Here is a 25,045-nt window from a genome sequence, read left to right on the forward strand (position 1 = left end):
AAGTCGCTATGCTTATTTTGAACTATTATCTAAATTTTTCATCAATATATGTGAAAATAAGTCTAAAGTACCATGAAAGTTTTCGGGAAAAGTTTTATACTTAAAAAAGAACAAATATTTTATGGAAAAATAGAAAGGTCATCAGCATGACAATCTTGGAACTAAAAAATATCAAGAAATCTTATTTTCTTGGAAAAGAAGAATTTCCTGTCTTGAAAGGCTTGAATCTAAGCTTTGATAAAGGAGACTTCATCTCGATTCTCGGTGAATCTGGGGGCGGGAAATCGACTTTGATGAACATTATTGGTGGTCTTGACCGCAAATATGATGGTGAAGTCATTGTCAATGGCGTCAAGCAAGCAGATAAAAAAGAAAAATCAATGGATGAGTATCGTCGAGATACAGTTGGTTTCATCTTTCAATCCTTTAACTTGGTCAGCTATCTTAGTGTTTTAGACAATGTGTTAATCTCGTTAAAAATGACGAATCTGTCTCACAAGGCACAAGTCAAAAAAGCAGAAGATTTACTCAAACAAGTTGGGTTACTCGAACACAAGAAGAAAAATCCCAACCAATTATCTGGTGGTCAAAAACAACGTGTCGCGATTGCACGCGCACTCGCCAATGACCCTGACATCATTATCGCTGATGAACCGACAGGCGCTTTGGATTCACAAAATACAAGCGATGTCCTAGGAATTCTGTCTGATATTGCCAAAAGCGGTAAGACGGTCATTGTTGTCACGCACTCGCAAGAAGTAGCTGACTACGGGACACGTATCGTGCATTTGGCAGACGGTCAAGTCACGTCGGATGAACGGATTAAACCAGCTTATGAGACGGTCGAAAAAGCACGTGAATTTAAAACCAAAACACTTTCTTTTGGCGCTAAGGCTCGCATTGCTTGGCAGCATTTTCTCAACAACTGGAAACAAAATCTGATGATTATGATTGGCGTTGCCATTGGTTTATTTTCAGTTATGTTCTTCCTTGGTTTGGGCAATGGTGCTAAGGGTTACATGAATAAAATGGTCACAGATTTGGCTAATCCAAATGTCCCAATGGTCATGAAACGCGTGACATCTGATGAGAACAAGAAAAACGATGAGGCCTTTCAGGAAACAACACGATTAATGCCTCAGAATACGACAAAAACTGCGATTTCTGATACTTTGATAGACAAAGTTGAAAAGTTAAATCATGTGAAGCAAGTCGAAAAAGCCTTTGATGTCGCACCAGCCGACTTTACAGTTAGTCTTGGCGCAACGAAAGAACCTTTCGCTAAAATTCAAACTTGGACAAATGTCAATACAGATAGTTCACTCTTAGTGGGTAAAAAACCAAGTGAAGGTGAAGTAGTTGTACCAGATACTTTTGCAAAAAAATGGGATAAGACAAATTGGAAAAAAATTATTGGTGAAACGCTACACCTTGAGTATAAAATGCTCAATAAAGATGGCGCACCAGTAACTATTTCACAAGACGTGAAAGTGTCGGGGATTACTAAAGGTAACCCAGCACAAAATCCGTTGACAATGAACTTTAAAACCCTTCAAAAAGCATTTATCGCAAATAATATTGTCGGTGACCCTAACTTCATCGTGCCAACAATCGATGATAGCCACAATGTTAAATCTGTCGTAAACAAAATTCAAAACTTGAAAACTGACGGCAAGAAAGACTTTGTAACCTTCTCACTCGGTGCAGTTTTGAAACCGATTAATGATATTACATCCATTGTTACTATCGTTCTCGCTTTAATCGCAGGCATTTCACTTCTCGTGAGTCTGATGATGATTATCGCTACAACGTATATGTCAGTTGCAGAACGGACGAAAGAAATTGGTATCCTACGTGCTTTAGGCGCAAGAAAAGGGGATATTCGCCTACTCTTTGTTATTGAAACTGTCATGTTAGGAATTGCCTCTGCCATTCTAGGGATTATAGTTGCCTTTCTTGGTCAAGTTGGTGTTAACTCAGGCGTCAGTGATTTGCTTGATAAATTCCATATCATTCAAATTTCAACTGGTGCAGTTATAGGTAGTGTCATCATTGCAATTATCATTGCTTTGTTCGCTAGTTTGATGCCAGCAGGTAAAGCTGCTAGATTGAACCCGATTGAAGCACTTTCAAATGATTAAGCAATTTAAAAAAGACTCGAAAGTGTCTTTTTTGTTACCGAATCTTGCAGTAGATGTGTTACTTATAAATCAGTTTTCAGTATAGAAAAACCCATATTTTGCATTATTACATACAAAATATGGGTTGAGAAAAAAGGCGAGAAATTATTGCCACACAATTCTTTTTGAGTACTTATACTCAATCGGGACAAATCTATGACTACGATGACCTTTTTCAGGTTGGTCATCTTTGGGAGTCAGCACTAGCTCATTACCTTCCCAAGACATGACGAATGTATCATCCACACCAACATATTTTTTACCACGAATAACAACATCCCATTGCATGACATTGTCAATAATTTCATAAGGAAAATTTGAAATTTCTAACCTATGATAAGAACCATTGTCACTTTTTCTCCAACTAAAGATCTTTAATTCTCCGCCATTAAATGATGCAAAGTTCGCTGATCCTTGAGAATACCACTGATATTTTTCGAGTTCTTCTTGCGTTGGTGGCGTATCACCGTGGGTAAGCTCAATAACAGTAACATCATCCATGCCTAATGGCTGGTCAACGACAACACCGTCTTTTTTTGATGAGTTGACTGAGGAACTTTCACTTGAATATGAAGGCGCAACTGCACCTTTTTCGTGGTCTGACTCATCACAAGCAGCCAAAGTCATGAGTGACATTATTGCAAAAGCAGTGATTAAATATTTAGGATGCATCGTCTTCTCTTTTCATTAAAATAGTCATACCGTCATTGGCTTATCAAAGTTGATTAAATTTGAGCGCTGATACCGATTTCATAATAACATGCTAAAAAATTCATGTCAACATATTATGAAAAAATAAGTTTAAATGATAATGGTAAACAGAAAAAACAATCCACTTTGTCATCAGATTTTTAAATGAACATGATATAATGTTAGCATGACACGATATAAAGCAAGGATTGCATATGACGGCACAGATTTTGCCGGATTTCAAATACAAAATAATGGTCGAACCGTTCAAGAGGAACTTGAGCGTGTTTTGGCGAAATTAAACTCAGGTCATCCTGTTAAACTTCACGGCTCAGGGCGTACAGACAGTGGCGTTCACGCGCTAGCTCAAATCATTCATTTTGATTTACCGCAAGCGCGTGACACTGAAAAATTACGATTTGCCCTGGATACTCAAACACCAGATGATATTGATGTTGTTGCGCTTGAGCTAGTTGCTGACGATTTTCACTCACGATTCAAGCCCCACAGCAAAACCTATCAGTACCGCCTGACCACCTCTCGGGCCAACAACCCCTTAACCCGGCGTTTTAGCTATCATTTTCCGAAAATCGTTGCTTTTGATGACATGGTTGCAGCAGCGCAGTTATTGGTTGGCACGCATGACTTCACAGGTTTTACAGCCTCTGGCGCTACGGTCGAGGACAAGGTTCGGACGATTACACAGGCAGATGTAGTGAGAAGTGGGACAGATGAAATTCTCTTCATTTTTTCTGGCAATGGTTTTTTATATAAGCAGGTCAGAAATATGGTCGGTACCTTGGTAAAAATTGGTGCCGGCAAGTGGCCAGTTTCGCGAGTATCTGAAATTTTAGTGGCACAAAATCGTGATTTAGCAGGACCGACAGCACCGGCTCATGGTTTGTGTCTCATGGAGTTACGTTATGACGACGATGAAATCAACGCCTAAAATATTAGCGATTTCGGGGTCTGATGTCTTATCAGGTGGTGGCTTTCAGGCTGACTTAGCGACTTATTCTCAATACGGGATTTATGGGTTTGTTGCCGTGACGTCGATTGTGACAGTAGCTGAGCATGCATCTGGCTTTGATATTTTTCCAACGGATCTTGATATTTTCAAGCGGCAATTGGATAGTCTAAATGATGTTACTTTCGATGCGATTAAGATAGGTCTGTTGCCGTCAATAGAGATTGCCGACCTGACCTTGCGTTTTATTCAGCAGCATCAAGATGTCTCCGTCATTCTTGACCCGGTTCTGGTTTTTAAAGAAAATAAAGATGAGGAGATGTCGCTGATGACGGCGAAGATGCTTGAGTTTTTGCCTTATGTGACGGTAATGACGCCGAATCTGAGGGAGGCTGAGATGCTGGCTGGTCTGACGATTACGACTGTTTCGGATATGAAAGCTGCTGCGACGGTTTTGTCTGGTCTGGGGAGTCGTCATACGGTAATTAAGGGTGGCAGTCGTTTGGATAAGCATTTTGCGCGTGATTTATATGATGATGGTGTCATTTCTCGGGAATTTGTTAAACCGATTGTTGCGCGAAATAATAATGGTGCTGGCTGTACGTTTGCGTCGGCTATTGCAAGTCATGTGGCGCTTGGGGTGTCAGTACTAGCAGCTGTCGAACAAAGTAAGGAATTTGTCTATCAGGCGATTCTTAACTCAAATGAATATGGGGTGTTGCAACGATTGCCTCATCGGTGAGATTATTTTAATGTATTTAGAGTATGATAGTGGGGTAAACAAATGGATTTAGAAAAATTGCAAGCGCAAACAGAAATCTTGATTGAGGATGTTATCAAGCAGGCTGACCTTAAAAAAGATCAGATATTCGTTTTGGGCTTGTCATCAAGTGAAGTTAATGGTGGCTTGATTGGGCATAATTCATCAGCTGAAATTGGTCAAGTTGTGGTTAAAACAATTTATGATAAACTCACGGCTATCGGTGTGTTTTTAGCGGTTCAAGGCTGCGAACATCTTAATCGTGCTTTGTTGGTCGAGCGAGATTTAGCAGAGCAAAAAGATTTGGAAATCGTTTCCGTTGTGCCACTGCTCAATGCTGGAGGCAGTGGTCAAGTCGCAGCTTATGCTTTATTTAATGACCCAGTAGAAGTTGAGTATATCACAGCGCAAGCTGGTCTTGATATTGGTGATACAGCGATTGGGATGCATGTGAAACACGTGCAGATTCCTTTTCGCCCAATCATGCGTGAATTAGGTGGCGCTCACGTGACAGCACTCAAAAGCCGTCCTAAGCTGATTGGTGGGCCACGTGCCAGCTTATGATACAGTTGATACGTTTAGACAAGGTTAGTCTGATTAAAAGACAAATAAGGTGAGGGAAAAAATGACGATTGAAGAGGCTTGTTTGAAGCTTGCGAAATATGCTTTCCATAAAAATCCAACTGGCGGAGACCGCGCTTTTTACAAATTATTAGAGCAGTCGACCCTACATACACATACTGAAAATGGTGAATTGACGAGTATGATTGTCGATACCCACTTTCAGGTTAACTTCCAAGGTCAATCGGTACCAATGGCAGGAATTGGTTACGTTGCAAGTTATCCTGAGTTCCGTGGCAATGGTGCAGCAAGTCAGCTCATGACTGAAATTTTACAAGAGAATTATCAGAAGGAAACACTATTTTCTTATCTCGCACCTTTTTCTTACAGTTTTTACAGTAAATTTGGTTATAGTTATGTCTTCAACCAAAAACATTATGAGATTGATGCAGCTGATTTTCCGTTGGGAGAAAAAACACATTTAACGGTTAAACGCACAGACTTTATGACCAAGCAGAACCTAGAGGATATGTCATTTATGCCTTTAATGGCATGACATTTATCATTCATGAACTGATAACGCTTGATGTTCAAGCTAAAAATACAGCTTATCGTTTTATTGCTAGTCATGCAGGTGCCTTTGATAAGTTTGTTTACACAGCACCCTCAAATGTTACATTAGAACAAGATATGCGTGAGCCGAGTCGGGCACAAATTAGTTTACGAGCAGATATGATGGCTCGAATTGTCAATCTAGAAGCATATTTGAAACAATTTCCAGTTAATGCAGACAAGCAATTTACGATTATTGACGAGATATTACCAGAAAATAACATGACATTTGGCACTGGCCAAGCTGTTACAATGACGATAGGTGAATTTACCAAATTTGTCATGAAAGATGTGATCTTACGTGAATATTTTTAACCTGTCCGCATCGATAAGTGATAGCACCAAATTAAAATGAAGGAGTAGTACCTCGGAATGACCGATTTTAAGACAGGACTGACCCAAGCTCAAGTTGAAGCACATCTATTAAAAGGTGAGGTCAATATTGCAACTACCTCTGCTAGTAGAACGACCAAAGAAATCATTCTTCATAATACATTGACCTTGTTCAATTTCTTGAACTTGTTGCTATTCTGCATGGTCTTGTTTACAGGCTCGCTTAAAAATCTACTATTTATTTTGTCAGTCGTATTTAATACAGGGATAGGCATCTATCAGGAAATTAAAGCTAAGAAAACAATTGAGAGCCTCTCTATTTTAAAGCAGGCTAAGGTCTTAGTTTTACGTGACGGGATTGAAACACAAGTCAATAAGGAAGACATCGTACTGGATGATATTCTCTTCTTAACCAAAGGGATGCAAGTCCCCGTTGACGTCAGGAGTTTAGAAGAAGGCCTCGTCGTTGATGAGTCTTTGATTACTGGTGAGTCAGAATTTATCAAAAAGCATATCGGTGATGAGATTTATTCAGGCAGTCTGGTCATGCAAGGCAATACGAAAGTACAAGTTATCTCAGTTGGTAATAACACTTACGTCAGTAAGCTAACCGTTGAAGCTAAAGCCTTTGCTATGACGAAATCACAGATTCAAAAGAATATCGATCGCATTTTGAAATGGATTACGATTATCATTTTGCCTGCGACGATTGCCGTCTTTCTTGACCAATATAACTTCCTGGAGATTATTGGCACAAATGCTGTTATATTAAAAGCTGTTGCAGCTATGATAGGTATCATGCCCGAAGGCCTTGTGCTTTTAACTAGTGTCGCATTGGCTGCCGGCGTTTTAAAACTTTCCACACTGGGTACTTTAACCCAAGAATTACCTGCAATTGAGACCTTAGCGCGAGTAGATACCATTTGTTTGGATAAAACAGGGACCATTACCGAAGGTAAGATGAGTGTCGAAAATGTTCTTTACTACGGTGACAATCAGTCAGAGATTGATGATATTATCGCTTTTATTGTCAGTCGTGATGCAGAACAAAATATGTCTACGATTGCTTTACAGTCTAAATTTCAAACCCCACAAAAAACATATGATGTCGTAGATTATTTGCCGTTTTCATCAGAGCTAAAATTACAAGCTATGGAGATTGCAGGTCAGGGTACCTATCTTTTAGGGGCTTTTGATATGATTGTATCGGAGCTACCGGCAGCAGTTAAAGCTGATATTGAACAGTATCTAAAATCAGGCAACCGGATTATTGGCTTGGCACACAGTCAAGGTCATCTCACCGATAAAGGGGTACCCAAAGATGCGTCTTTGCTTGCCCTAATTCTAATTAAGGATGTCGTCAAGGAAGATGCGCGTGATATCATTGCCTATTTTAAATCACAAGATGTTGATGTTAAGATTATCTCTGGTGACTATCCTGATACCGTTGCTGCCATTGCAAAAGATGTTGGTGTAACAGGTAAGGCGATTATTTCTGCGGATATTCCTGAAGATATGGCGACCTTACAACGAGTTGTTAAAGAGACCAGTATTTTTGGTCGCGTGACACCCCCTCAAAAGCGGAACATCATTCAAGCGTTACAAAAAAACGGTCATACGACTTGTATGGTTGGTGATGGCATTAATGATATTTTAGCGCTCAAACAATCAGACTGTGCCATTGCATTCGGTTCTGGTAGCGAGGCAACAAAAGCAGTTGCTAAATTTGTCTTGTTGGAAAATGATTTTTCAACGCTGCCAAATGTTGTCAAAGAAGGCCGAAAAGTGATTAATAATATCAATACAGTCGCAAGTTTACACGTTGTTCGTGTGATTTATTCGACGATTTTGGTTTTTGCTTTCTTCCTCTTTAAAATTTTATTCCCACTTGATCCAGTTAATTTGACTCTAGTAGGTATTTTAACGATTGGTGTACCAACTTTTCTACTTGTTTTTGAGAAAAACGAAGCCAAGGCCAAGGATAACTTCTTTAGAAATATTTTTCTAAATGCCTTGCCTTGTGGTATTGTACTTGCTTTGACAATCTTTACTTTAGGGGCATTAGCTAAAGGAGAAATTTCCATAGAAGATGTAGGAGGTAGGGTACTACATTATCAACATTACGCACAGTCAGAAATTTTGGATATGGCAATGAAAACAACGATTACACAAGTGGTTGGAGGTGTTCAAATCTTCTTGATGTTCCTCTTGTGTCGGCCGTTAACACGATTTAGATTAAGTGTGATACTTTTATCACTTGTTACCTTTATTGCCAGTTATTTCATTGCGCCACTTATGTCGCTTTTTGGTCTATCTCCTGTAGAGTTCTACTGGCCTCCTATGTGGTATGACTTTTTAACGATTATTATTGTGCTCATTGATATTGTTGCGATATTAATCATTCGATTTATCTTACTAAAAACAGTTTTAAAAGAAAAGCCAAAAGAGATAGAAGTATGAATTGAATTGAAAAACCATTGATATAATGATATGATTACAAATAGATAAACTAATCATAAGGGGTTTCAATGAAAGAAGAAAGTAAACGCGCTAAAAAACTCATGCAAGAACAGTCTTTGCCATATAATGCATGGGGTGGTAATCTAACCATTCCAATTATGACGATAGTGACTGTTATTCTCTCGTTAATTGGTTTTAAAAACAGTTTTTTTAGTCTGGTCATATTTATTGCAGCGATTCAAGTGCATCGTTATAATATGAAACTCAAGCTAGGTGGTCGTTCATATATCGCACCAATCATGGTTTATGTCTATAACGCTTTATCAATCCCTATGGTATTTTTGGTAGCTAATTTGACTGATGCGACTATTTTACCATTGCTAATAATTGAAGTCTTGTTTTTTGCAGCAGTTGTGGTTGCGTTTGTTTTCTTCTTTATGACAGCAAATCAAATTAAGAAACAATTTCCAACGATGAAAGCAGATAGCCTAGCAGCCAGACAAGCCTATCAGGAAACAATAGCACGATTAAAAAATCAAATTTGACAAGTCCACAAAAAATTTGCTATAATAATTATCGGGCACCGCTCAGGCGGTCGGACAAATAGCTCCCATTATTGGGAGCTTTTTATATTTATTTTCCCATGTGTGTTTAAATTAAAGGAGACAATAGGTAAATGACAAAGTATATTTTCGTCACAGGTGGTGTGGTTTCAGGTATTGGTAAAGGGATTGTGGCGTCAAGTCTTGGTCGTCTTTTAAAAAATCGTGGCCTTAAAGTCACAATTCAAAAGTTTGACCCATACATCAATATTGACCCGGGTACAATGAGTCCTTACCAACATGGGGAAGTTTACGTGACAGATGATGGCGCAGAAACTGACCTTGACCTTGGTCACTACGAGCGTTTCATGGATGTTAACCTTAACAAATACTCTAACGTGACAACAGGTAAAATTTACTCAGAAGTTTTGCGTAAAGAGCGTAAAGGCGAATATTTGGGAGCAACGGTTCAAGTTATTCCACATATCACAGATGCCTTGAAAGAAAAAATTAAACGTGCCGCAGCAACGACTGACTCAGATGTCATCATTACTGAAGTCGGCGGAACTGTTGGCGATATTGAGTCATTACCATTTCTTGAAGCCTTGCGTCAGATGAAATCTGATGTGGGTTCGGACAATGTTTTCTACATTCATACAACTTTATTACCTTATCTAAAAGCGTCTGCTGAAATGAAAACTAAACCAACACAACACTCTGTTAAAGAATTACGTGGCTTGGGGATTCAGCCGAATATGATTGTTATCCGGACAGAAACACCAGCTGAGCAAGGGATTAAAAATAAAATTGCACAGTTTACAGATGTTGCGCCAGAGGCTGTTATTGAATCACTTGATGTGGAACATTTGTACCAAATCCCACTTAATTTACAAGCTCAAAACATGGACCAAATCGTTTTGGATCATTTGAAACTTGATTTGCCAAAAGCAGATATGACAGAGTGGACAGAAATGGTTCACCACGTCATGAACCTCAAAAAATCAACTAAGATTACTTTGGTTGGGAAGTATGTCGAATTGCCAGATGCTTATATCTCTGTCGTTGAAGCTTTGAAACATGCCGGATACCCTGCGGACACCGACATTGACCTGAAATGGGTTCAGTCAAACGATGTGACCCCTGAAAATGCTGCTGAACTTTTGGGCGACGCTGACGGTATTATTGTACCGGGTGGCTTTGGACCCCGTGGCACTGAGGGTAAAATTGCGGCGATTCAGTATGCGCGTGAGCATGATGTGCCGATGCTTGGCGTTTGTCTAGGTATGCAGTTGACCTGTGTCGAGTTTGGTCGTAACGTCCTTGGACTTGACGGCGCTAACTCAACTGAGTTAAATCCTGAAACGAAATTCCCAATTATCGACCTCATGCGTGATCAAATCGATGTTGAGGATATGGGTGGTACACTTCGTTTGGGACTTTACCCAGCGAAATTGAAAGCACACTCAGTGACAGCAGCAGCCTATGATAACCAAGAAGTCATCCAACGCCGTCACCGTCACCGTTATGAATTTAACAACGCCTACCGTGAACAGTTTGAAAAAGCAGGACTCGTCTTCTCAGGCGTATCACCTGATAACCGTTTGGTAGAAATTGTTGAAATTCCAGAAAATAAATTCTTCGTTGCGTGTCAATATCACCCAGAATTGTCAAGCCGTCCAAATAGATCAGAAGGTCTTTACACAGCCTTTGTCAAAGCATCTGTTGAAAACGCTGAAGCGAAATAAAACACAAAAAATGCTAGGATTGATGTTCTAGCATTTTTTGATTTCTAAAATTTCTGATACGAGTAAATATGATTTTTTCTACAATTAAAGTATGATTTTTTAAAAATAAGACGGAGATGATATAACATTTCTTATATTTCGATAAATTGACACTATATCTCAAAATAAATTAAATGATTCTAACCTTGAATTTTTGATATCATATACAGCACTTTCTCTTTGGCTATTGGAAGAATTGATATTTGCTCCAGCATCAATGAGCGCTTGAAATACACTTCTGATTTGTGTCAATACCAAATCACGCCCGATATCATCTAATCCTTCTCCTGCCCAAGATGATTTACCCTCAAAAAAAGGATGATCAATCATCTGTTTTGCATCCATAATTGCTCTGCCGAGGCAGGTGTTTCCATATGAATCAACCGCATTTGGGTCTGCACCTAAGGTAAGCATTTTATTAAATATTTTGTAGACTCTATCAAATTTATCAGCATCTTTTTCCATTGTTTGACAATTAAATATTAGAGCTCTAATTGCATCATGTAAAACAGGAGCTAGCCATTCATTACAACTTTCCTTTTCGATAAAATTGACATCTGCCCCCATATCCAAGAGATATTCAGCAATTTCAAAATTTCCAGTTTTCAAAGAAACTTGAAGAAGGGACTGTCCGTCATCTTTTTTGGGTGGTTGTTTTGCGGTACATGATAATAACTTGGGTTTATTAGTAAGGATTGCTTTGACTTCATCATTATTACCACGTCTAATTGCAACAAATAGTTTTTTCATTTTGTCCCTCGTCTTTTTCTGATTTAAACCGCTTTCATTTAATTATATCTCATATATTTCAAATGTTCAATCCTATATATTTTTAGAAAATAAAAAAATAAACCCAACGGTTTATTTTGATGCTTTAGCTTGTGGATCTTTTGGAATTGCGATTTTGTCTATAATGAAAATGAAGACTGTAAAGACAACAGCAATGATTGCGACCAGATTAGGTTGGAAACTTGTATCATTGAGTTTGCCGATAACAAAGCCAGAAATTTCACTTAAAATCAATGACCAAAATAGAACAACGAAGAATTTCATAACACCATCTGCTTTCTAAAGGGCTTTCTAAAATAGAAAATGAAAATTTTAGATATGTCCTGATATGTTTCTTCTCTCAAAATAAAGTATAATAGAAATAAGGAAATTTTGCAAGAAAAACATCAAAAAATAATGGCTAGATTTAACTCGTGAGAGCAACTAACCTGGCAACCCACTGAATCAAGTTGCCTAACAAAAATAAAAGACCATGAAAGGAGTTAAGATGTACGCCCAACTTAATACGAAAACCGTTTTTAGCTTTATGGATGCGACGGTCAAACTCACCGATTATATCACAGCAGCAAAAGCGCTCGGCTACCAAACACTCGGCATTTCTGATAGCGACAATCTCCATGCTGCCCACCAATTCATCACGCAAGCCCAAGCAGCAGGCATCCAGCCAGTCATTGGCTACGAAACGACACTTTTGTTGGACGGCCTCGCTATCAATTTCACTTTCATTGCCAAAACAAATGTCGGGCTTAGAAATCTTTACAGTATTTCGAGTAAGAAAAATTTCGGCTTTAACGATTTTTCAGACATGCAAAGTCATTTGAGTGACGTTGCCCTCATCATTCCCGCTGACTCAGCTGTTGATAGTATCCTTTCCCAATTGCCCCCAAAAGATGTTTATGTCGGTTTGGCACAGCCAATGGCACAAGGCTTTTTGCGACCGAAAATTCCATTTTTAACGGTAAGGTATCTAAACGCCGGGGATGCAGAGACGCTAGCAATTTTACATCACATTAAAAATGGCACCAAGTATGATGATAGCTTGACCAGCAACCACTTCGAAAATTTACGGGCAGAAAGTGATGTTCGCGCTTTATTTGATACGGAGAGTTTGAAAAATTTAGAACGGCTGGTTTCAGAGATCAGCTATGATATTGCGCTTGACACACTTGCCCTGCCGCGTTTTAATCCTGAAAAGCCAGCAGCAGATGAATTACGTGAAACTGCTGAACACTTCTTAAAGGCTAGACAGTTAACTTCAGCTAATTATCAACAGCGACTGGATCATGAGCTAGGTGTCATTCATGAAATGGGCTTTGATGATTACTTCTTGATTGTTGCAGACGTCATTCGCTATGCACGGTCACAACAGATTTATACAGGGATGGGGCGTGGGTCTGCGTTAGGTTCTCTCGTGGCCTATGCTTTGCAAATCACAGGTGTAGACCCTGTCGCTAATAATTTGCTTTTTGAACGTTTCCTCAATCCTGAACGGGCCAGCTTACCCGATATTGATATCGACATGCCGGATAACCAGCGTGCTGAAATTTTGACCTATGTCAAAAATCGTTACGGCAGTAGTCATGTCGCGCAGATCATGACTTTCTCTACTTTTGGTATGAAACAGAGTTTTCGTGATGTTGCTAAGGTCTTTGGCATGACAGAAGTTGAAATTTCACACGTTTCAAGTATGATTGGTCGCTCGGATAATCTCGCCCAGGAATATGAGAAAAATAACCGTTTTCGTGCTGAAATCATTAACGATTCGCGTCTACAAAAAATCTTTGCCTATGCGCAAAAGCTAGAAGGCATGCCACGTCAGAAATCTGTCCATGCCTCAGGTGTTGTTCTTGCGGCTCATGATTTGACAGATTACCTGCCTTTAGCACCTGGTGAAACCTTACCGATCACTCAGTTTGAGGCACACGATGTTGAAGCAATTGGTCTGATTAAATTTGACTTTCTGAGTATCAAAAACCTGACTTTCATCAATGACATGCGGGATTTAGTTGCGAAAAGGTATGAAAAACAAATCGACATCAGCCAAATTGATCTCAATGATGATGCGACGTTAGAAATATTCAGAAAGGGACAGACTTTGGGGATTTTCCAGTTTGAAAACCCTCAGATGATGAATTTTCTACGTCAATCGAAACCGACAGAATTTGCGGATGTTGTCGCAGCAACCTCAATTTTCAGACCAGGACCATCAGCCTTTATTCCTGAATTTATCAGACGGCGTCATGGTGAGGAGACGGTTATTTATCCGGATGACTCAATTGCTGATATTTTAGCACCAACATATGGGATTATGATTTATCAGGAACAAATCATGCAGGTTGCCCAGATTTTTGCCGGATTTTCACTGGGTCGTGCAGATCTACTCAGACGTGCTATTTCTAAAAAACAAGGCAGTGAATTTGAGCAGTTAAAAGCTGAATTTATTGCAGGTAGTTTGAAAAAAGGATATACGACAGAAAAAGCGACTGAGATTTATGAACTGATTGAACGTTTTGCCAACTATGGCTTTAATAGGTCTCACGCCTTTGGTTATGGTGCTCTAGCAGTTCAGATGACCTATTTTAAAGCACACTATCCAGATGTTTTTTATGAAATTATGTTGCGGGACAGTAAGCGTATCGCTCTACTTAATGATGCACAAAATCTAGGCTTTAAACTGGCACAACCGACAATTAATCGCATGCCCTACTATGATAAATTATCCAAAGGTGAAATTTTCTTAGGCATGCGCGCGATTAAGAGTTTGCCGCGCGATTTAGCGCTTTGGATCATTGAACATCGAGAATTTTCAAGTTTGCAGGATTTCATTCAAAAATTACCAGAGAATTATCGTAAGGAAACTGTCATCAGACCCTTGATTGAAGTTGGTGCATTTGATAACTTTGATCCGAATCGTCGAAAGTTAGTTGAAAATCTCAAGAGACTACTGGACTTTAATTCAGTATTTCAAACAGACCTCTTTTCCGAAACATCGACAAATTTAAAATTTGCCTATGTTGATTATGAAGATTATAGCAATGCTGAAAAATATCAGATGGAATTTGATTTGATGGGTGTGGCAGTGACTGAACATCCTCTAATGCGTATTGCAAGAACACGCCATGGTAACTTTACTGAGGTGAGTCAGCTTACGGCGGGTCAAAAAGCAACGATTTTAGTTCAATTGACGCATTTGAAGACGCATCGAACGAAGAATGGTGCGACCATGGCTTTCTTGAATGTGACAGATACCAAGGATGAGCTTGATGTGACCATGTTTCCGGAAAGCTATCACCATTATCTGGCTGATCTGGAGGTCAATGATTTTTATTTGATCACAGGTAAGGTTTCTGAGCGAAATGATCGCTTACAGTTGGTTGCCGAGCAGCTTGTCAAGGTGGTTGAAACGGACAAAAAACTTTGGTTAGCGATTTTAGATACGAGTAAAAATTCGCGCATTGCGCAAATTTTAAAAGAATTCCCAGGCAATTCACCTGTGATTTTGTATAATGAAACCACAAAGACGACGCAAATGACTGGCATTTACGTGGACGAGTCTGAAATTTTATTGAAACGCTTGACGGGATATGTGGATAAAGCGGTATATAGGTGATTTAAAATGATTGTTGATGATATTTGACAATCATTTTTTATTTCTGAGAATTAGTCTTTCTTGTCGTTTAAGTTAAGTAATAAAATAAAGAGCTGGTGTGTTAAGACAGCTAATATTGGAGGACGGCAAACAACCTGATTTTTTGATATAATGACAGTAATTGAAATTAGAAAATAAACTGGAGAAATCACCCTATGGCGAAAATTGAACCCAAAATATTTGATGAACTTAAAATCGCACCGTCTGAGTTTGGTGAAACTTATCTCATCGGAGATGAACTTAATCGTTCTAAACTTTCAACAGACCTACGTCAATATGATGAAAAGTTATTGAAAAAACTATTAAGCATTGACTTTATTAGAGAACATTATCTAGTTGAATTAGCAGGTGAAAAAATATTTAAGGTTGAGTTGCTAGAAGAAGCGGTACTTTATAGTGATTACTGGGATACAAGCTACACCAAGTATGAAAATCGTGTGGGTTTGACGAGTGGTGGTAAATTTTTAGCTGATAATGAAGATGTTGTCCTAGATTTCCCTTTTAAAGATGGCGTACTAACTGCCGCCATGACAAAAGAAGATAACGAAGATGGCTATGATGATGCCTTTTTAAATGAAGTGATTGAAAAAGATGAAATTGATCGCTTGTTTGACAAGAAAGTATTTGTTAATGCTAAAAAATATGATGAAGATGGTAGTCACGAAGTGACTGAGTTTTCTACGCAAGATAATCTGATTATCAAAGGGAACAACTTGTTTGCATTACATAGTTTGAAGGAACGTTATGCTGGGAAAGTGAAGTTGATTTATTTAGATGTCCCCTATTTTTTTAAAAAGAAAATTAGCGAGGATTCTTTCAAGTATAATTCGAATTTTCACCTATCTTCATGGTTGACATTTCTGAAAAATCGTTTAGAAATTGCTAAAGAATTATTATCTGAGAAAGGATCTATTTGGATAAATATTAGTGAAGATGGCATGCATTATTTGAAATTACTTGCTGATAGTATTTTTACGAAAGAAAAATTTGTTGGAACAATTCCTAGAAAAACAAGAAATGGTAAATCAGATGTACCATTTAATTTATCACAAGACTTTGATTGGCTATTAGTTTATACCAATGGCAGTGATAGTGATGAAATAATCGGACGGAAAGTTGAGCGAAAATATTTGACAACGGAAGATTTTCCTAGCCGTCCGTGGCGTAAGGCATATATGACTAGCCAAAGGACTATACAAGAACGTCCTAATTCTAATTTTACAATGGTTAATCCTAAGACTGGAAAAGAATATCCTGTAAACCCCAAGCGTTCATGGGCTGTTGCCAAGGATACTTTTCAAGAATGGTATGATAATGGTGGTATTGGTTTTCCTGATGATTATGATTTTATGAGTGGTGAGAAACCTTTCCGTCGTGTTTTTAAAAATGAAGATGATGCAGAGGATAAAAAAGCATCAGCCGTCTATTCTGACTTTTTGTTGAAATTGTATGATGGCAAAACGACAAATAGTTTAGGTAATGACCAAATTGATGAATTGTTTGGTCGTGATGATTTTGATTATGCAAAACCCGAAGAGTATTTAATGGAAATCATAAAAATTACTACTGCTGAAAATGATCTAGTCCTAGATTTCTTCATGGGTTCGGCAACCACTCAAGCAGTGGCTTTGAAAATGAATAGACGTTTTATCGGTATTGAACAGATGGACTATATCAACACGGTTTCAGTTCCACGCTTACAAAAAGTCATTGCTGGTGAGCAAGGTGGTATCTCTAAAGACGTCAACTGGCAAGGTGGCGGCTCATTCGTCTATGCAGAACTCATGCTTAAAAATATGGGCTATCTACAAGACATCATCCATTCATCTGATTTGACAGAATTAAAAATGGTCTATGATCGTATGAAGTCAAATGATGATGTAGATGTTTCCTTCCGTGCAGACCTTACAAAGATTGATTTTAGTGAAGGGTTTGAGGCGAACAAGCGTTTATTAGTTAAACTGTTGGATAAAAATGGCCTGTATTATAACTATTCTGAGATAGATGATGCGAACGTTCGTGATATTATTGCGGATACGGATTATCAGTTTAATCATGCATTTTATGAGGAAACTGAGTGATGACAAACGATATCATTCTTTATAATACCGAAGATGGCCAGGCAAAGATTGAACTTCATTTGCAAGACGGAACCGTTTGGCTATCGCAACTTGAACTTGCTGAACTTTTTCAGACAACAAAGCAAAATATCAGCAAGCACATCAAAGCGATTATTTCCGATGGTGAGTTAGAGGAGGAAGTGGTTGTCAACTATCAGTTGATGACCACTGAACATGGTGCAATCAAAGGAAAAACACAGTCCCACAAGGTTGCCTTTTATAATCTTGATATGATCCTAGCGATCGGCTATCGTGTGCGTTCAGCTCGTGGTGCCCAGTTCAGGCGATATGCATCAACCATATTGAAAGAGTATTTGATAACAGGTGCCGCATTGGATAATGATAAGTTAACTTCTGATTTATCCTATTTTAAAAATTTACAAAAGCGGATTAGAGATATTCGATCCAGTGAGCGTTTATTTTACCAACAAGTACTCGATATTTTTGCAACATCAGTAGACTACGATGGTTCAAGTGATGTCGCACGAGAATTTTTCCAGACCGTTCAAAACAAAATGCTTTACGCAGTTACCGGTCAAACGGCACCTGAATTAATCTTTACACGTCTTGATGAAAGTAAAAAAGATCTAGGTTTGACTAACTTCAAAGGAAATTATCCTAGAAAATTCGACTTAAAAATTTCGAAAAATTATCTCAATCAAGATGAATTAGAACGTCTAAATTTAATAGTATCAGGTTATCTGGATACGGCAGAGTACCAAGCAAGAACTCAAAGTGCGATGACTATGAGTGATTGGCGAAGTGAACTAGACCGCTATTTGACCTATCAGAGAGCTGACATCCTTGAAGGTCGAGGTAAAGTTTCTAGAAAGTCAGCAGATGGTAAAGTTGATCAAGTTTATGAAAACTATCAGATAGAATATCATGAGGTAACTTCTGTTGATAAAGATTACTTCAATGCTCTATCTGATGATATAAAACGGTTGAAAGGTGGTGACTAGATATGGCGAAAAAGAAAATAGACCCAATCTTAGATTTTCCTCTGATTAATGAAGCTAGACACATTGAACAAAGTTTTATCAGTGAACATACTGGTTATGTAATCCCTAGCTATATTAATGAAAATCTCGCACATACATTGAGATATTATCAAGATGCGGCAATTCGTTTTTTTCACTACTCACAAGAAAAAACGGTTAATAGACCAAATCATCTCATGTTTAACATGGCGACCGGTTCAGGGAAAACCGATCTTATGGCTGGCTTGATTCTCTATCTTTATCAAGAACGAGGTTATCAAAACTTTCTTTTTACAGTCAATACTAACTCTGTACTGATGAAAACAAAGGATAATTTAGTCAATAGTAGCAGTGATAAGTATCTTTTTTCTGATAAGATTGAAATTGATGGTAAGATTATCTCAGTGAAACAAGTTGAAAGGTTTCCGAGAATTATTGATCAAAATACGATCTATATTAAACTTTCAAGTGTGCAAAAAATGTCGGATGATCTTTTCATTCAAAAATAAAATACGATGGGAGTCATGGATTATGCCAAGCATCCAGTGGTCGTTTTGGCAGATGAAGCTCATCATTATTCGGCAAGCACGAAAACTGAGAAAGAGAAAGAAAATACTTGGGAATCTGCAATTCAAAAAATTCTCAATGCACGTGAAGATAATATTCTTTTAGAATTTACGGCCACGGTTGAGTTTGAAAAAGAGGCGATTTACAATAAATATAAAGATAAAGTTGTTTATCGTTATGCACTTAATCGACTTATGGCAGACAGGTACTCTAAAAATGTCAAGCGTATTCAGTCTCAGGCAAGCGATAGAGATAAGATGTTAAATGCTGTTCTTGTTTCTCAATTTCGGAAATATAGAGCAGAATTTCAAGGTATTACTGAAACATTTAAACCAATCATTCTTTTTAAATCGTCAAAAATTGATGTCTCTAATAAAGCCAATCAAGATTTTAAAGAGTTGATTGCTAGTCTGACAAGTGACAGTTTGCTTGATTTTATCAGGAAAAACAAAGGTGCCGACAGTGAAATTTTAAGTCTTGCTTATCATTACTATGAAAAAAATGAAGATAGACTTGATGAGGTGATAAGTGACCTCAAACGAGATTTTAATGCAAGAAATATCATCAATGCCAATGATACTGAGAGAGGTAATATGCTTGAAAAAGGGCAGTATCAAGCCCTTAATACCCTTGAAAGTCCAAATAATTTCTATCGTGTCGTATTTGCTGTAGCCAAACTCACTGAAGGGTGGGATGTTCTAAACCTTTATGATATTGTCCGAATTGAACAGGAAGCCAAGACCAATAAGACGGCTACCATGGTAGAAGCACAATTGATTGGGCGTGGTGCAAGGTACTATCCTTTTTTGAAAGACGGTGTTAGGAGCTATCAATGCCGTTTTGATGGTGAGACTGGAAATGACTCTCTTATCCTAGAGACTTTGCATTACCATACCATGAATGAGCCACAGTATCTTAAACAATTGGTGGCATCACTCAAGGAAATGGACTTGCCAACGGGCAAGGATGAAAAAAATCCTCCGATTGAAATCAAACTAAAAAAATCGTTCAAGCAAACGGAAGTTTATAAAAATGGTAAGATTTATTACAATGAATCGGAGGAAGTCTCAGCTGATTATTTTGTTTCATTAGACAGTTATGGTATTCAACACAAGCAAGATATCACAAGAAATTTCTATTCTGCCATCCAAGAAGTATCCTATCTGGATGAAGGAGTTCAAAATGAAACGAAACAAATCCATGTTGCCAAGTTCGATGAGCGTTATATCAAAAAAGCGATACAAAAAATATCATTTTATCAATTTGATAATTTACGCCACTATCTACCTAATATTGATTCAATGTCAGACTTTATTTATGGAGAAAATTGGCTTAATACCAGAAATATCAAACTGTTTGTCAATGTTCCACTAACTTTTACAAGTGATTTATTATCACCAAATGATATTCTTGACCTGACAGTCGGTCTTTTGAAAGAGTACGAAACGAAGATAAAATCAGGTTTTATCAAACAGCGTGGGACTAATAAATTTGTCGGTTATCCAATAAGCAACTATTTAACAGATTATAAGAAACGTATTCCGCGAGTCGATTCGAATACACTTACAACACAGATTATCACAGCTACTGAAGTAAAAGAAGATTTCTTTGTTTATGAAACAGCAATTATGAATCAGTTGGAGCATCAACTACTTGAACGCATTAAGTCAAGGATGGGGCTGCTTAGAGAAAAATACGGCAAAAATGTTTATCTTTTCCGTATGGATGAAAATATGCATCGTGAATCAGCAAAAGCAGAGAAGTTGAAACTTCATCAATACGGCAATCGAAAACGATATGACGGCACTGTGGCTGATATACATGTTCAAGGTTTTCAACCTGACTTTATTTTATTCCTAGAGGATAAAGAAGTTCAATTTCAGATTTTTATTGAGCCGAAAGGTATGAGTGGTGAACGATTTGAGAAGGAATTGTGGAAAGAAGACTTGCTACTCTATATGAGTGAAAATCATGGGGAGATTGATTTTGTGGACCAAGTTGGCAAAGTCGAAATACATGGTCTTAAATTTTACACAACCGATGATGGTCGTGGTACAATGGAACAACTGGAAAAAATCGTATTGTAAAATTGATGATCAACAAATTGTATTGATACGTTAAGTAGCAATGCTAAAATAAATCCAAAAAAATACGCCTTTTGTCGACTGACTTGGGCGTATCTTTTTAGATAAATTTATAAACTGAAATCCACATCAGGACAGCGGCTGCCATGACGAATAAATGCCAAACAACGTGTGCATAAGGAAATTTTAACGAGTAGAAGTAGGCGCCACAAGTATAAAGCACCCCACCGACAAAGAGTAGCCAAACACCAGGATGTGGTAAGGCATGCCAGAGCGGTTTTAAGGCAAAGACAATCAGCCAACCCATGATGATATACAAGACTGTTGATAGACGTGGGACATGGTCCCACTTTGGTAGAAAGACGGATTTAAGCACGACACCTGTGATGGCACACACCCAAACAATAGCAAACAAGGTCCAACCTAACCAACCGTTGAGTGTAATCAAACAATAAGGGGTATAGGTACCGGCAATCAATAGATAAATTGAGGAGTGGTCGAAAACTTGGAAAACTTGATTGGCCTTGGTGAAAATAAGGCTATGAAATAAGGTGGAGAAGAGAAAGAGTAGGACGAGGGTTGAGCCATAGATGGTATAGCTGACGACTTGTAGTGTGGAATGATGCGCAACACCTTTTAGGATGAGTAGAATCAGTCCTGCAACTGCAAAGCCAAACCCAATGCCGTGTGTAACGGCATTAAAGACTTCGTTAGTAATGATGTAAGCTTTAGAATTTTTCAAAAGAGACCTTTTTTCTATTTTTCTAGCTAGTCTCTGACTAGCACTTAAAATGCAACATGATAAATTGAGAAATTTTACTCAAAATTTGATATAATAATTTAGAAAGCAGTTCAAAACTTACTATCTAGTTTTGATAACTACTTCATCTCAAGTATAACATAATTTTTGAGATTACTAGAGAATAACTTTTTATTTTTTAGTCATTTCCGACAGAAAAGAGTTTTTAAGCATGACGATTAAAATTGTGACGGATTCGACAATTACAGTTGAACCAGAACTGATTGAAAAATATGGGATTACAATTGTCCCTTTAGCGATATTGATTGATGGTGTCCTTTATCAGGATACGGATTTATCAGCTGACCAATTCATGACAAAAATGAAGGTCAGCAAGAATTTACCTAAGACATCTCAACCACCAGTTGGGGTGTTCTCGGAAATTTACGATAAATTAGCAGAAGACGGTAGCCAAATCATCAGCATCCATTTGACCAAGGCTTTATCAGGTACAGTAGAGGCTGCGCGTCAAGGCGCCATGCTCTCAAATGCAGATGTGACGGTAATTGATAGTGATTTTATTGACCAAGGTTTGAAGTTTCAAGTCATTGAGGCTGCGAAATTGGCAGCGAGCGGTGCGACGAAAGAAGAAATTTTAGCAGCGGTTGAAAAAACTAAAGAAAATACGGAGCTTTTTATCGGGATTGCAAACCTTGATAATTTGGTTAAAGGCGGCCGTGTCAATCGTGTAACGGGTGTTCTGAGTGGCCTTTTGAACATTAAAGTGGTTATGGAGTTAGTCGATACATCACTAGATCCAATCTTAAAAGGTCGTGGTAATAAGACATTCCAAAAATGGTTAGATGAGTTTGCAGACAAAATCAAAAATCGAAAAATCAAAGAGATTGGAATTTCTCATGCAGAAAACATGACTTTCTCTGAGCAGATGAGAGATACATTGCAACCTTTTGTCGATAAAAAAATCCCAATCCTAGATACCAACTCAACAGTTGCGACTCATACTGGTCCAGGTGCTTGGGCGCTCATGATTGAGTTTGAATAAGGTGTCGTTTGCTGTTTGAAAGTATCAGTTAACAACTAGTGCATGAACGATGTAATAGGAAAGATTATGAAAAAAAATAAATACGAAGGGCGTGTGCGCCGTTGGCTGATTGAAATTGTCGTCTTTGTGGTGGCAATTTTTGCCATATTTACCGTCATTGGTCACTTCTTAATTCGACCTGTAGGTTCAGAGCTTTCTAACAAGAATTTGAAAGCGGCGCTGACTCAGAAACGTCTGAATTATGTGGCAATCGGAGATTCATTGACAGAGGGCATTGGTGATCAAACCAATCAAGGAGGCTTTGTCCCTCTATTAGCCAACACCATTGGCGAAATCTCAGATGTGAATGTTGTATCGCAAAATTTCGGCGTCGCCGGCAATACTTCGACTCAAATTTACAAACGCATGACCAAAGAGAAGAAAATTCAGACAGCGATAAAAAAGGCTGATGTTATCACAATTACTGTTGGCGGAAATGACGTCATGAAAGTGATTAGAACACAGCTCATGAATTTAACAGAGCGTTCGTTTGATAAACCCGCGCAGGCCTATCAAAAACAACTAACTGAAATCTTTGATTTTATTCGAAAGCATAATCCGGATGCACAGGTCTATGTTTTGGGCATTTATAATCCTTTCTACCTCAACTTCCCTGATATAACGGAGATGCAAGATGTCATTGACCGTTGGAACCAAGCGACACAGGAGATGGTTGCGCAGCAAAAGAAGATGTACTTTGTACCGATTAATGACTTGCTCTACCAAGGGGTGGATGGTAGTCGTGGCGTGACAAGTAGTGACGGTGATATTCAAACAATCACTAATGATGCGCTGTTTGAGGAAGACCATTTTCATCCCAATAATATTGGCTATCAAATCATGAGTGACGCAGTAGCTGAAGCTTACAAGGAGCATCATAATGAAAAATAATTACTGGAAATATCTCTTTTTGCTGATACTAGCGATCAATATCTCACTTGTTGCTGTTGTTGGCTTTCAAGTGACCAAACATCGAGACCAAGAAGTATTGGATAAGGTGAGTACCATTAAGGGTGTGAATAAAGTCGCAGAAATCTCAACCAATACTGAGCAATTGAATACAGCTATCAATAAATATTTAGGTGACTTTCAGGACAACAAAATGAGCTATAAGTTCTACCTCTCAGATAAGGCAGTTCTCGAAGGAACCTATAAAATATTTGGAAAAGATATCCCTTTGTATGTTTATTTTGAACCCTACGCTTTAAATGATGGTTCCGTGAATTTGAAAGTGACGAGTATCTCGATTGGTACTTTGAGTTTACCTGCTAAAACAGTTTTGAATTATATCAAAGGCGCATATGATTTACCTAAATTTGTCACGATTAAATCTGAAAAACAAGAGGTAGTCATTGATTTACCGCAAATTGCCATAGCTAAGGATACTTTCTTACAGGCTAATAAACTTGATATGAAAAATGATAAATTCGTCTTTAATCTCATGCAAAAATAGCCAAAAAGTAATTTTTATGTAAAAATATCCTTAAAAAGCGCTAGAAGTAGCGTTTTTACTTGCTTTAATAGCCGTTACTTGCTATAATAAAGTTTGCCTAAGGGTAAAAATAATTATTGGAGGACATTTTTAAAATGGCTAACAAACAAGAATTGATCGCAAAAGTTGCAGAATCTGCAGATTTGACTAAAAAAGACGCTGAAAAAGCAGTAAACGCTGTTTTCGCATCAGTTTCTGAATTCCTTGCAAAAGGTGAAAAAGTTCAACTCATCGGTTTCGGTACTTTCGAAACTCGTGAACGTGCAGCTCGTGAAGGTCGTAACCCACAAACTGGAGACTCAATCAAAATCGCAGCAACAACTGTTCCTGCATTCAAAGCTGGTAAAGCTTTGAAAGACGCTGTTAAATAATTCAGTGTTCAAAATATAGCAATCACAGGGTTCTGTGGTTGTTTTTTTGTTGGTTTGTTTTATTTGGAGGACATAAAAAATGACTTTCAAAAATGAAAGTCATTGACTTGATGTGACCCCAAAAATATAGACTTAATTGGAAAGTCAACGAAAAACTAGACACGGAGTTAAGAGAATTTAAGAATTATATTTTTCAAAGTCTTTTGGAGACTTGTAATCAAGAGCTGAATGCATCCTTTTTGTATTGTAATAGGTCTCAATGT

At 38.1% G+C, this 25,045-nt stretch carries 20 protein-coding genes and 1 pseudogene; 17 read left to right on the forward strand and 4 right to left on the reverse strand.

Annotated elements, in window-relative coordinates:
- Positions 1-146: 146 nt before the first annotated feature.
- Positions 147-2,141 carry an ABC transporter ATP-binding protein/permease gene (locus tag HZR21_RS08870; RefSeq protein WP_180747351.1) on the forward strand — a complete coding sequence of 665 codons (1,995 nt, stop codon included), beginning with the start codon at positions 147-149 and terminating at the stop codon, positions 2,139-2,141.
- 144 nt (positions 2,142-2,285) lie between these two features.
- Here the strand turns inward: HZR21_RS08870 and HZR21_RS08875 are convergent, their stop codons facing one another.
- A complete protein-coding gene (locus tag HZR21_RS08875) occupies positions 2,286-2,852 on the reverse strand; it encodes a hypothetical protein (RefSeq protein WP_180747352.1) in 567 nt (188 codons plus the stop codon).
- A 205-nt stretch (positions 2,853-3,057) separates the two neighbouring features.
- Here HZR21_RS08875 and truA point away from each other — a divergent pair, with 205 nt between their 5' ends.
- The 8 genes from truA (at position 3,058) to pyrG (ending at position 10,850) form a co-directional block, all read left to right on the forward strand.
- Positions 3,058-3,819, forward strand: a complete 762-nt coding sequence (gene truA / locus HZR21_RS08880) for a tRNA pseudouridine(38-40) synthase TruA (RefSeq protein WP_180747353.1) — start codon at positions 3,058-3,060, stop codon at positions 3,817-3,819.
- Positions 3,794-4,579 (forward strand): bifunctional hydroxymethylpyrimidine kinase/phosphomethylpyrimidine kinase, encoded by a 786-nt coding sequence (locus HZR21_RS08885; protein ID WP_246307839.1) that lies wholly within the window; start codon positions 3,794-3,796, stop codon positions 4,577-4,579. Before truA ends, HZR21_RS08885 begins: the two co-directional genes overlap by 26 nt.
- Positions 4,580-4,621: 42 nt before the next feature.
- The gene (locus HZR21_RS08890; protein WP_180747354.1) at positions 4,622-5,161 is read left to right on the forward strand and encodes a TIGR01440 family protein; all 540 of its coding nucleotides are present in this window, start codon (positions 4,622-4,624) and stop codon (positions 5,159-5,161) included.
- Between the two features lie 61 nt (positions 5,162-5,222).
- Positions 5,223-5,714 carry a GNAT family N-acetyltransferase gene (locus HZR21_RS11790; RefSeq protein WP_246307840.1) on the forward strand — a complete coding sequence of 164 codons (492 nt, stop codon included), beginning with the start codon at positions 5,223-5,225 and terminating at the stop codon, positions 5,712-5,714.
- Complete coding sequence (locus tag HZR21_RS11795) at positions 5,711-6,085, forward strand: GNAT family N-acetyltransferase (RefSeq protein WP_246307841.1); 375 nt, start codon at positions 5,711-5,713, stop codon at positions 6,083-6,085. Before HZR21_RS11790 ends, HZR21_RS11795 begins: the two co-directional genes overlap by 4 nt.
- A 57-nt stretch (positions 6,086-6,142) precedes the next feature.
- On the forward strand, positions 6,143-8,563 hold the full coding sequence (locus HZR21_RS08900; protein ID WP_180747355.1) for an HAD-IC family P-type ATPase: 2,421 nt from the start codon (positions 6,143-6,145) through the stop codon (positions 8,561-8,563).
- Positions 8,564-8,631: 68 nt separating this feature from the next.
- Positions 8,632-9,108: a hypothetical protein gene (locus tag HZR21_RS08905; RefSeq protein ID WP_180747356.1), complete on the forward strand. Its 477-nt coding sequence runs from the start codon at positions 8,632-8,634 to the stop codon at positions 9,106-9,108.
- 131 nt (positions 9,109-9,239) lie between these two features.
- A complete protein-coding gene (pyrG, locus tag HZR21_RS08910) occupies positions 9,240-10,850 on the forward strand; it encodes a CTP synthase (RefSeq protein ID WP_180747357.1) in 1,611 nt (536 codons plus the stop codon).
- Between the two features lie 159 nt (positions 10,851-11,009).
- Here pyrG and HZR21_RS08915 read toward each other — a convergent pair whose 3' ends face one another.
- Together HZR21_RS08915 and HZR21_RS08920 are read right to left on the reverse strand one after the other, a co-directional pair.
- A complete protein-coding gene (locus tag HZR21_RS08915) occupies positions 11,010-11,639 on the reverse strand; it encodes an ankyrin repeat domain-containing protein (RefSeq protein ID WP_180747358.1) in 630 nt (209 codons plus the stop codon).
- A gap of 111 nt (positions 11,640-11,750) precedes the next feature.
- Positions 11,751-11,942: a YjzD family protein gene (locus HZR21_RS08920; RefSeq protein ID WP_003139312.1), complete on the reverse strand. Its 192-nt coding sequence runs from the start codon at positions 11,940-11,942 to the stop codon at positions 11,751-11,753.
- A 223-nt stretch (positions 11,943-12,165) separates the two neighbouring features.
- On the opposite strand from HZR21_RS08920, the gene HZR21_RS08925 reads away from it, so the two are divergent.
- The 4 genes and pseudogenes from HZR21_RS08925 (at position 12,166) to HZR21_RS08940 (ending at position 21,081) form a co-directional block, all read left to right on the forward strand.
- Complete coding sequence (locus HZR21_RS08925; protein ID WP_180747359.1) at positions 12,166-15,288, forward strand: DNA polymerase III subunit alpha; 3,123 nt, start codon at positions 12,166-12,168, stop codon at positions 15,286-15,288.
- Positions 15,289-15,482: 194 nt separating this feature from the next.
- Positions 15,483-17,408 carry a DNA methyltransferase gene (locus HZR21_RS08930; RefSeq protein WP_180747360.1) on the forward strand — a complete coding sequence of 642 codons (1,926 nt, stop codon included), beginning with the start codon at positions 15,483-15,485 and terminating at the stop codon, positions 17,406-17,408.
- Complete coding sequence (gene rhuM, locus HZR21_RS08935; protein WP_180747361.1) at positions 17,408-18,409, forward strand: RhuM family protein; 1,002 nt, start codon at positions 17,408-17,410, stop codon at positions 18,407-18,409. The genes HZR21_RS08930 and rhuM overlap by 1 nt, the downstream gene beginning before the upstream one ends.
- 2 nt (positions 18,410-18,411) lie before the next feature.
- Positions 18,412-21,081: pseudogene (locus HZR21_RS08940) on the forward strand (DEAD/DEAH box helicase family protein).
- Positions 21,082-21,178: 97 nt separating this feature from the next.
- Here the strand turns inward: HZR21_RS08940 and trhA are convergent.
- On the reverse strand, positions 21,179-21,820 hold the full coding sequence (trhA, locus tag HZR21_RS08945; protein ID WP_180747362.1) for a PAQR family membrane homeostasis protein TrhA: 642 nt from the start codon (positions 21,818-21,820) through the stop codon (positions 21,179-21,181).
- 229 nt (positions 21,821-22,049) lie between these two features.
- Here trhA and HZR21_RS08950 point away from each other — a divergent pair, with 229 nt between their 5' ends.
- From HZR21_RS08950 to HZR21_RS08965, 4 genes are all read left to right on the forward strand, one after another.
- Positions 22,050-22,880, forward strand: a complete 831-nt coding sequence (locus HZR21_RS08950; RefSeq protein WP_180747363.1) for a DegV family protein — start codon at positions 22,050-22,052, stop codon at positions 22,878-22,880.
- A gap of 66 nt (positions 22,881-22,946) precedes the next feature.
- Positions 22,947-23,810 carry an SGNH/GDSL hydrolase family protein gene (locus HZR21_RS08955; RefSeq protein ID WP_180747364.1) on the forward strand — a complete coding sequence of 288 codons (864 nt, stop codon included), beginning with the start codon at positions 22,947-22,949 and terminating at the stop codon, positions 23,808-23,810.
- Positions 23,800-24,372, forward strand: coding sequence for a YpmS family protein (locus HZR21_RS08960; RefSeq protein ID WP_003139303.1), 573 nt, complete (start codon positions 23,800-23,802; stop codon positions 24,370-24,372). Before HZR21_RS08955 ends, HZR21_RS08960 begins: the two co-directional genes overlap by 11 nt.
- Before the next feature lie 134 nt (positions 24,373-24,506).
- Positions 24,507-24,782, forward strand: coding sequence for a non-specific DNA-binding protein Hbs (locus tag HZR21_RS08965; protein WP_003139300.1), 276 nt, complete (start codon positions 24,507-24,509; stop codon positions 24,780-24,782).
- The last annotated feature ends 263 nt before the right edge of the window (positions 24,783-25,045 follow it).

Source organism: Pseudolactococcus laudensis (genome assembly GCF_013449735.1).
Taxonomy (GTDB): Bacteria; Bacillota; Bacilli; order Lactobacillales; family Streptococcaceae; genus Pseudolactococcus; species Pseudolactococcus laudensis.

Excerpts from the sequence above, each read along its gene's own strand:
- HZR21_RS08870 (WP_180747351.1), top strand. The coding sequence starts at position 147 with ATGACAATCTTGGAACTAAAAAATATCAAGAAATCTTATTTTCTTGGA.
- HZR21_RS08875 (WP_180747352.1), bottom strand. The coding sequence starts at position 2,852 with ATGCATCCTAAATATTTAATCACTGCTTTTGCAATAATGTCACTCATG.
- truA (WP_180747353.1), top strand. The coding sequence starts at position 3,058 with ATGACACGATATAAAGCAAGGATTGCATATGACGGCACAGATTTTGCC.
- HZR21_RS08885 (WP_246307839.1), top strand. The coding sequence starts at position 3,794 with ATGACGACGATGAAATCAACGCCTAAAATATTAGCGATTTCGGGGTCT.
- HZR21_RS08890 (WP_180747354.1), top strand. The coding sequence starts at position 4,622 with ATGGATTTAGAAAAATTGCAAGCGCAAACAGAAATCTTGATTGAGGAT.
- HZR21_RS11790 (WP_246307840.1), top strand. The coding sequence starts at position 5,223 with ATGACGATTGAAGAGGCTTGTTTGAAGCTTGCGAAATATGCTTTCCAT.
- HZR21_RS11795 (WP_246307841.1), top strand. The coding sequence starts at position 5,711 with ATGACATTTATCATTCATGAACTGATAACGCTTGATGTTCAAGCTAAA.
- HZR21_RS08900 (WP_180747355.1), top strand. The coding sequence starts at position 6,143 with ATGACCGATTTTAAGACAGGACTGACCCAAGCTCAAGTTGAAGCACAT.
- HZR21_RS08905 (WP_180747356.1), top strand. The coding sequence starts at position 8,632 with ATGAAAGAAGAAAGTAAACGCGCTAAAAAACTCATGCAAGAACAGTCT.
- pyrG (WP_180747357.1), top strand. The coding sequence starts at position 9,240 with ATGACAAAGTATATTTTCGTCACAGGTGGTGTGGTTTCAGGTATTGGT.
- HZR21_RS08915 (WP_180747358.1), bottom strand. The coding sequence starts at position 11,639 with ATGAAAAAACTATTTGTTGCAATTAGACGTGGTAATAATGATGAAGTC.
- HZR21_RS08920 (WP_003139312.1), bottom strand. The coding sequence starts at position 11,942 with ATGAAATTCTTCGTTGTTCTATTTTGGTCATTGATTTTAAGTGAAATT.
- HZR21_RS08925 (WP_180747359.1), top strand. The coding sequence starts at position 12,166 with ATGTACGCCCAACTTAATACGAAAACCGTTTTTAGCTTTATGGATGCG.
- HZR21_RS08930 (WP_180747360.1), top strand. The coding sequence starts at position 15,483 with ATGGCGAAAATTGAACCCAAAATATTTGATGAACTTAAAATCGCACCG.
- rhuM (WP_180747361.1), top strand. The coding sequence starts at position 17,408 with ATGACAAACGATATCATTCTTTATAATACCGAAGATGGCCAGGCAAAG.
- HZR21_RS08950 (WP_180747363.1), top strand. The coding sequence starts at position 22,050 with ATGACGATTAAAATTGTGACGGATTCGACAATTACAGTTGAACCAGAA.
- HZR21_RS08955 (WP_180747364.1), top strand. The coding sequence starts at position 22,947 with ATGAAAAAAAATAAATACGAAGGGCGTGTGCGCCGTTGGCTGATTGAA.
- HZR21_RS08960 (WP_003139303.1), top strand. The coding sequence starts at position 23,800 with ATGAAAAATAATTACTGGAAATATCTCTTTTTGCTGATACTAGCGATC.
- HZR21_RS08965 (WP_003139300.1), top strand. The coding sequence starts at position 24,507 with ATGGCTAACAAACAAGAATTGATCGCAAAAGTTGCAGAATCTGCAGAT.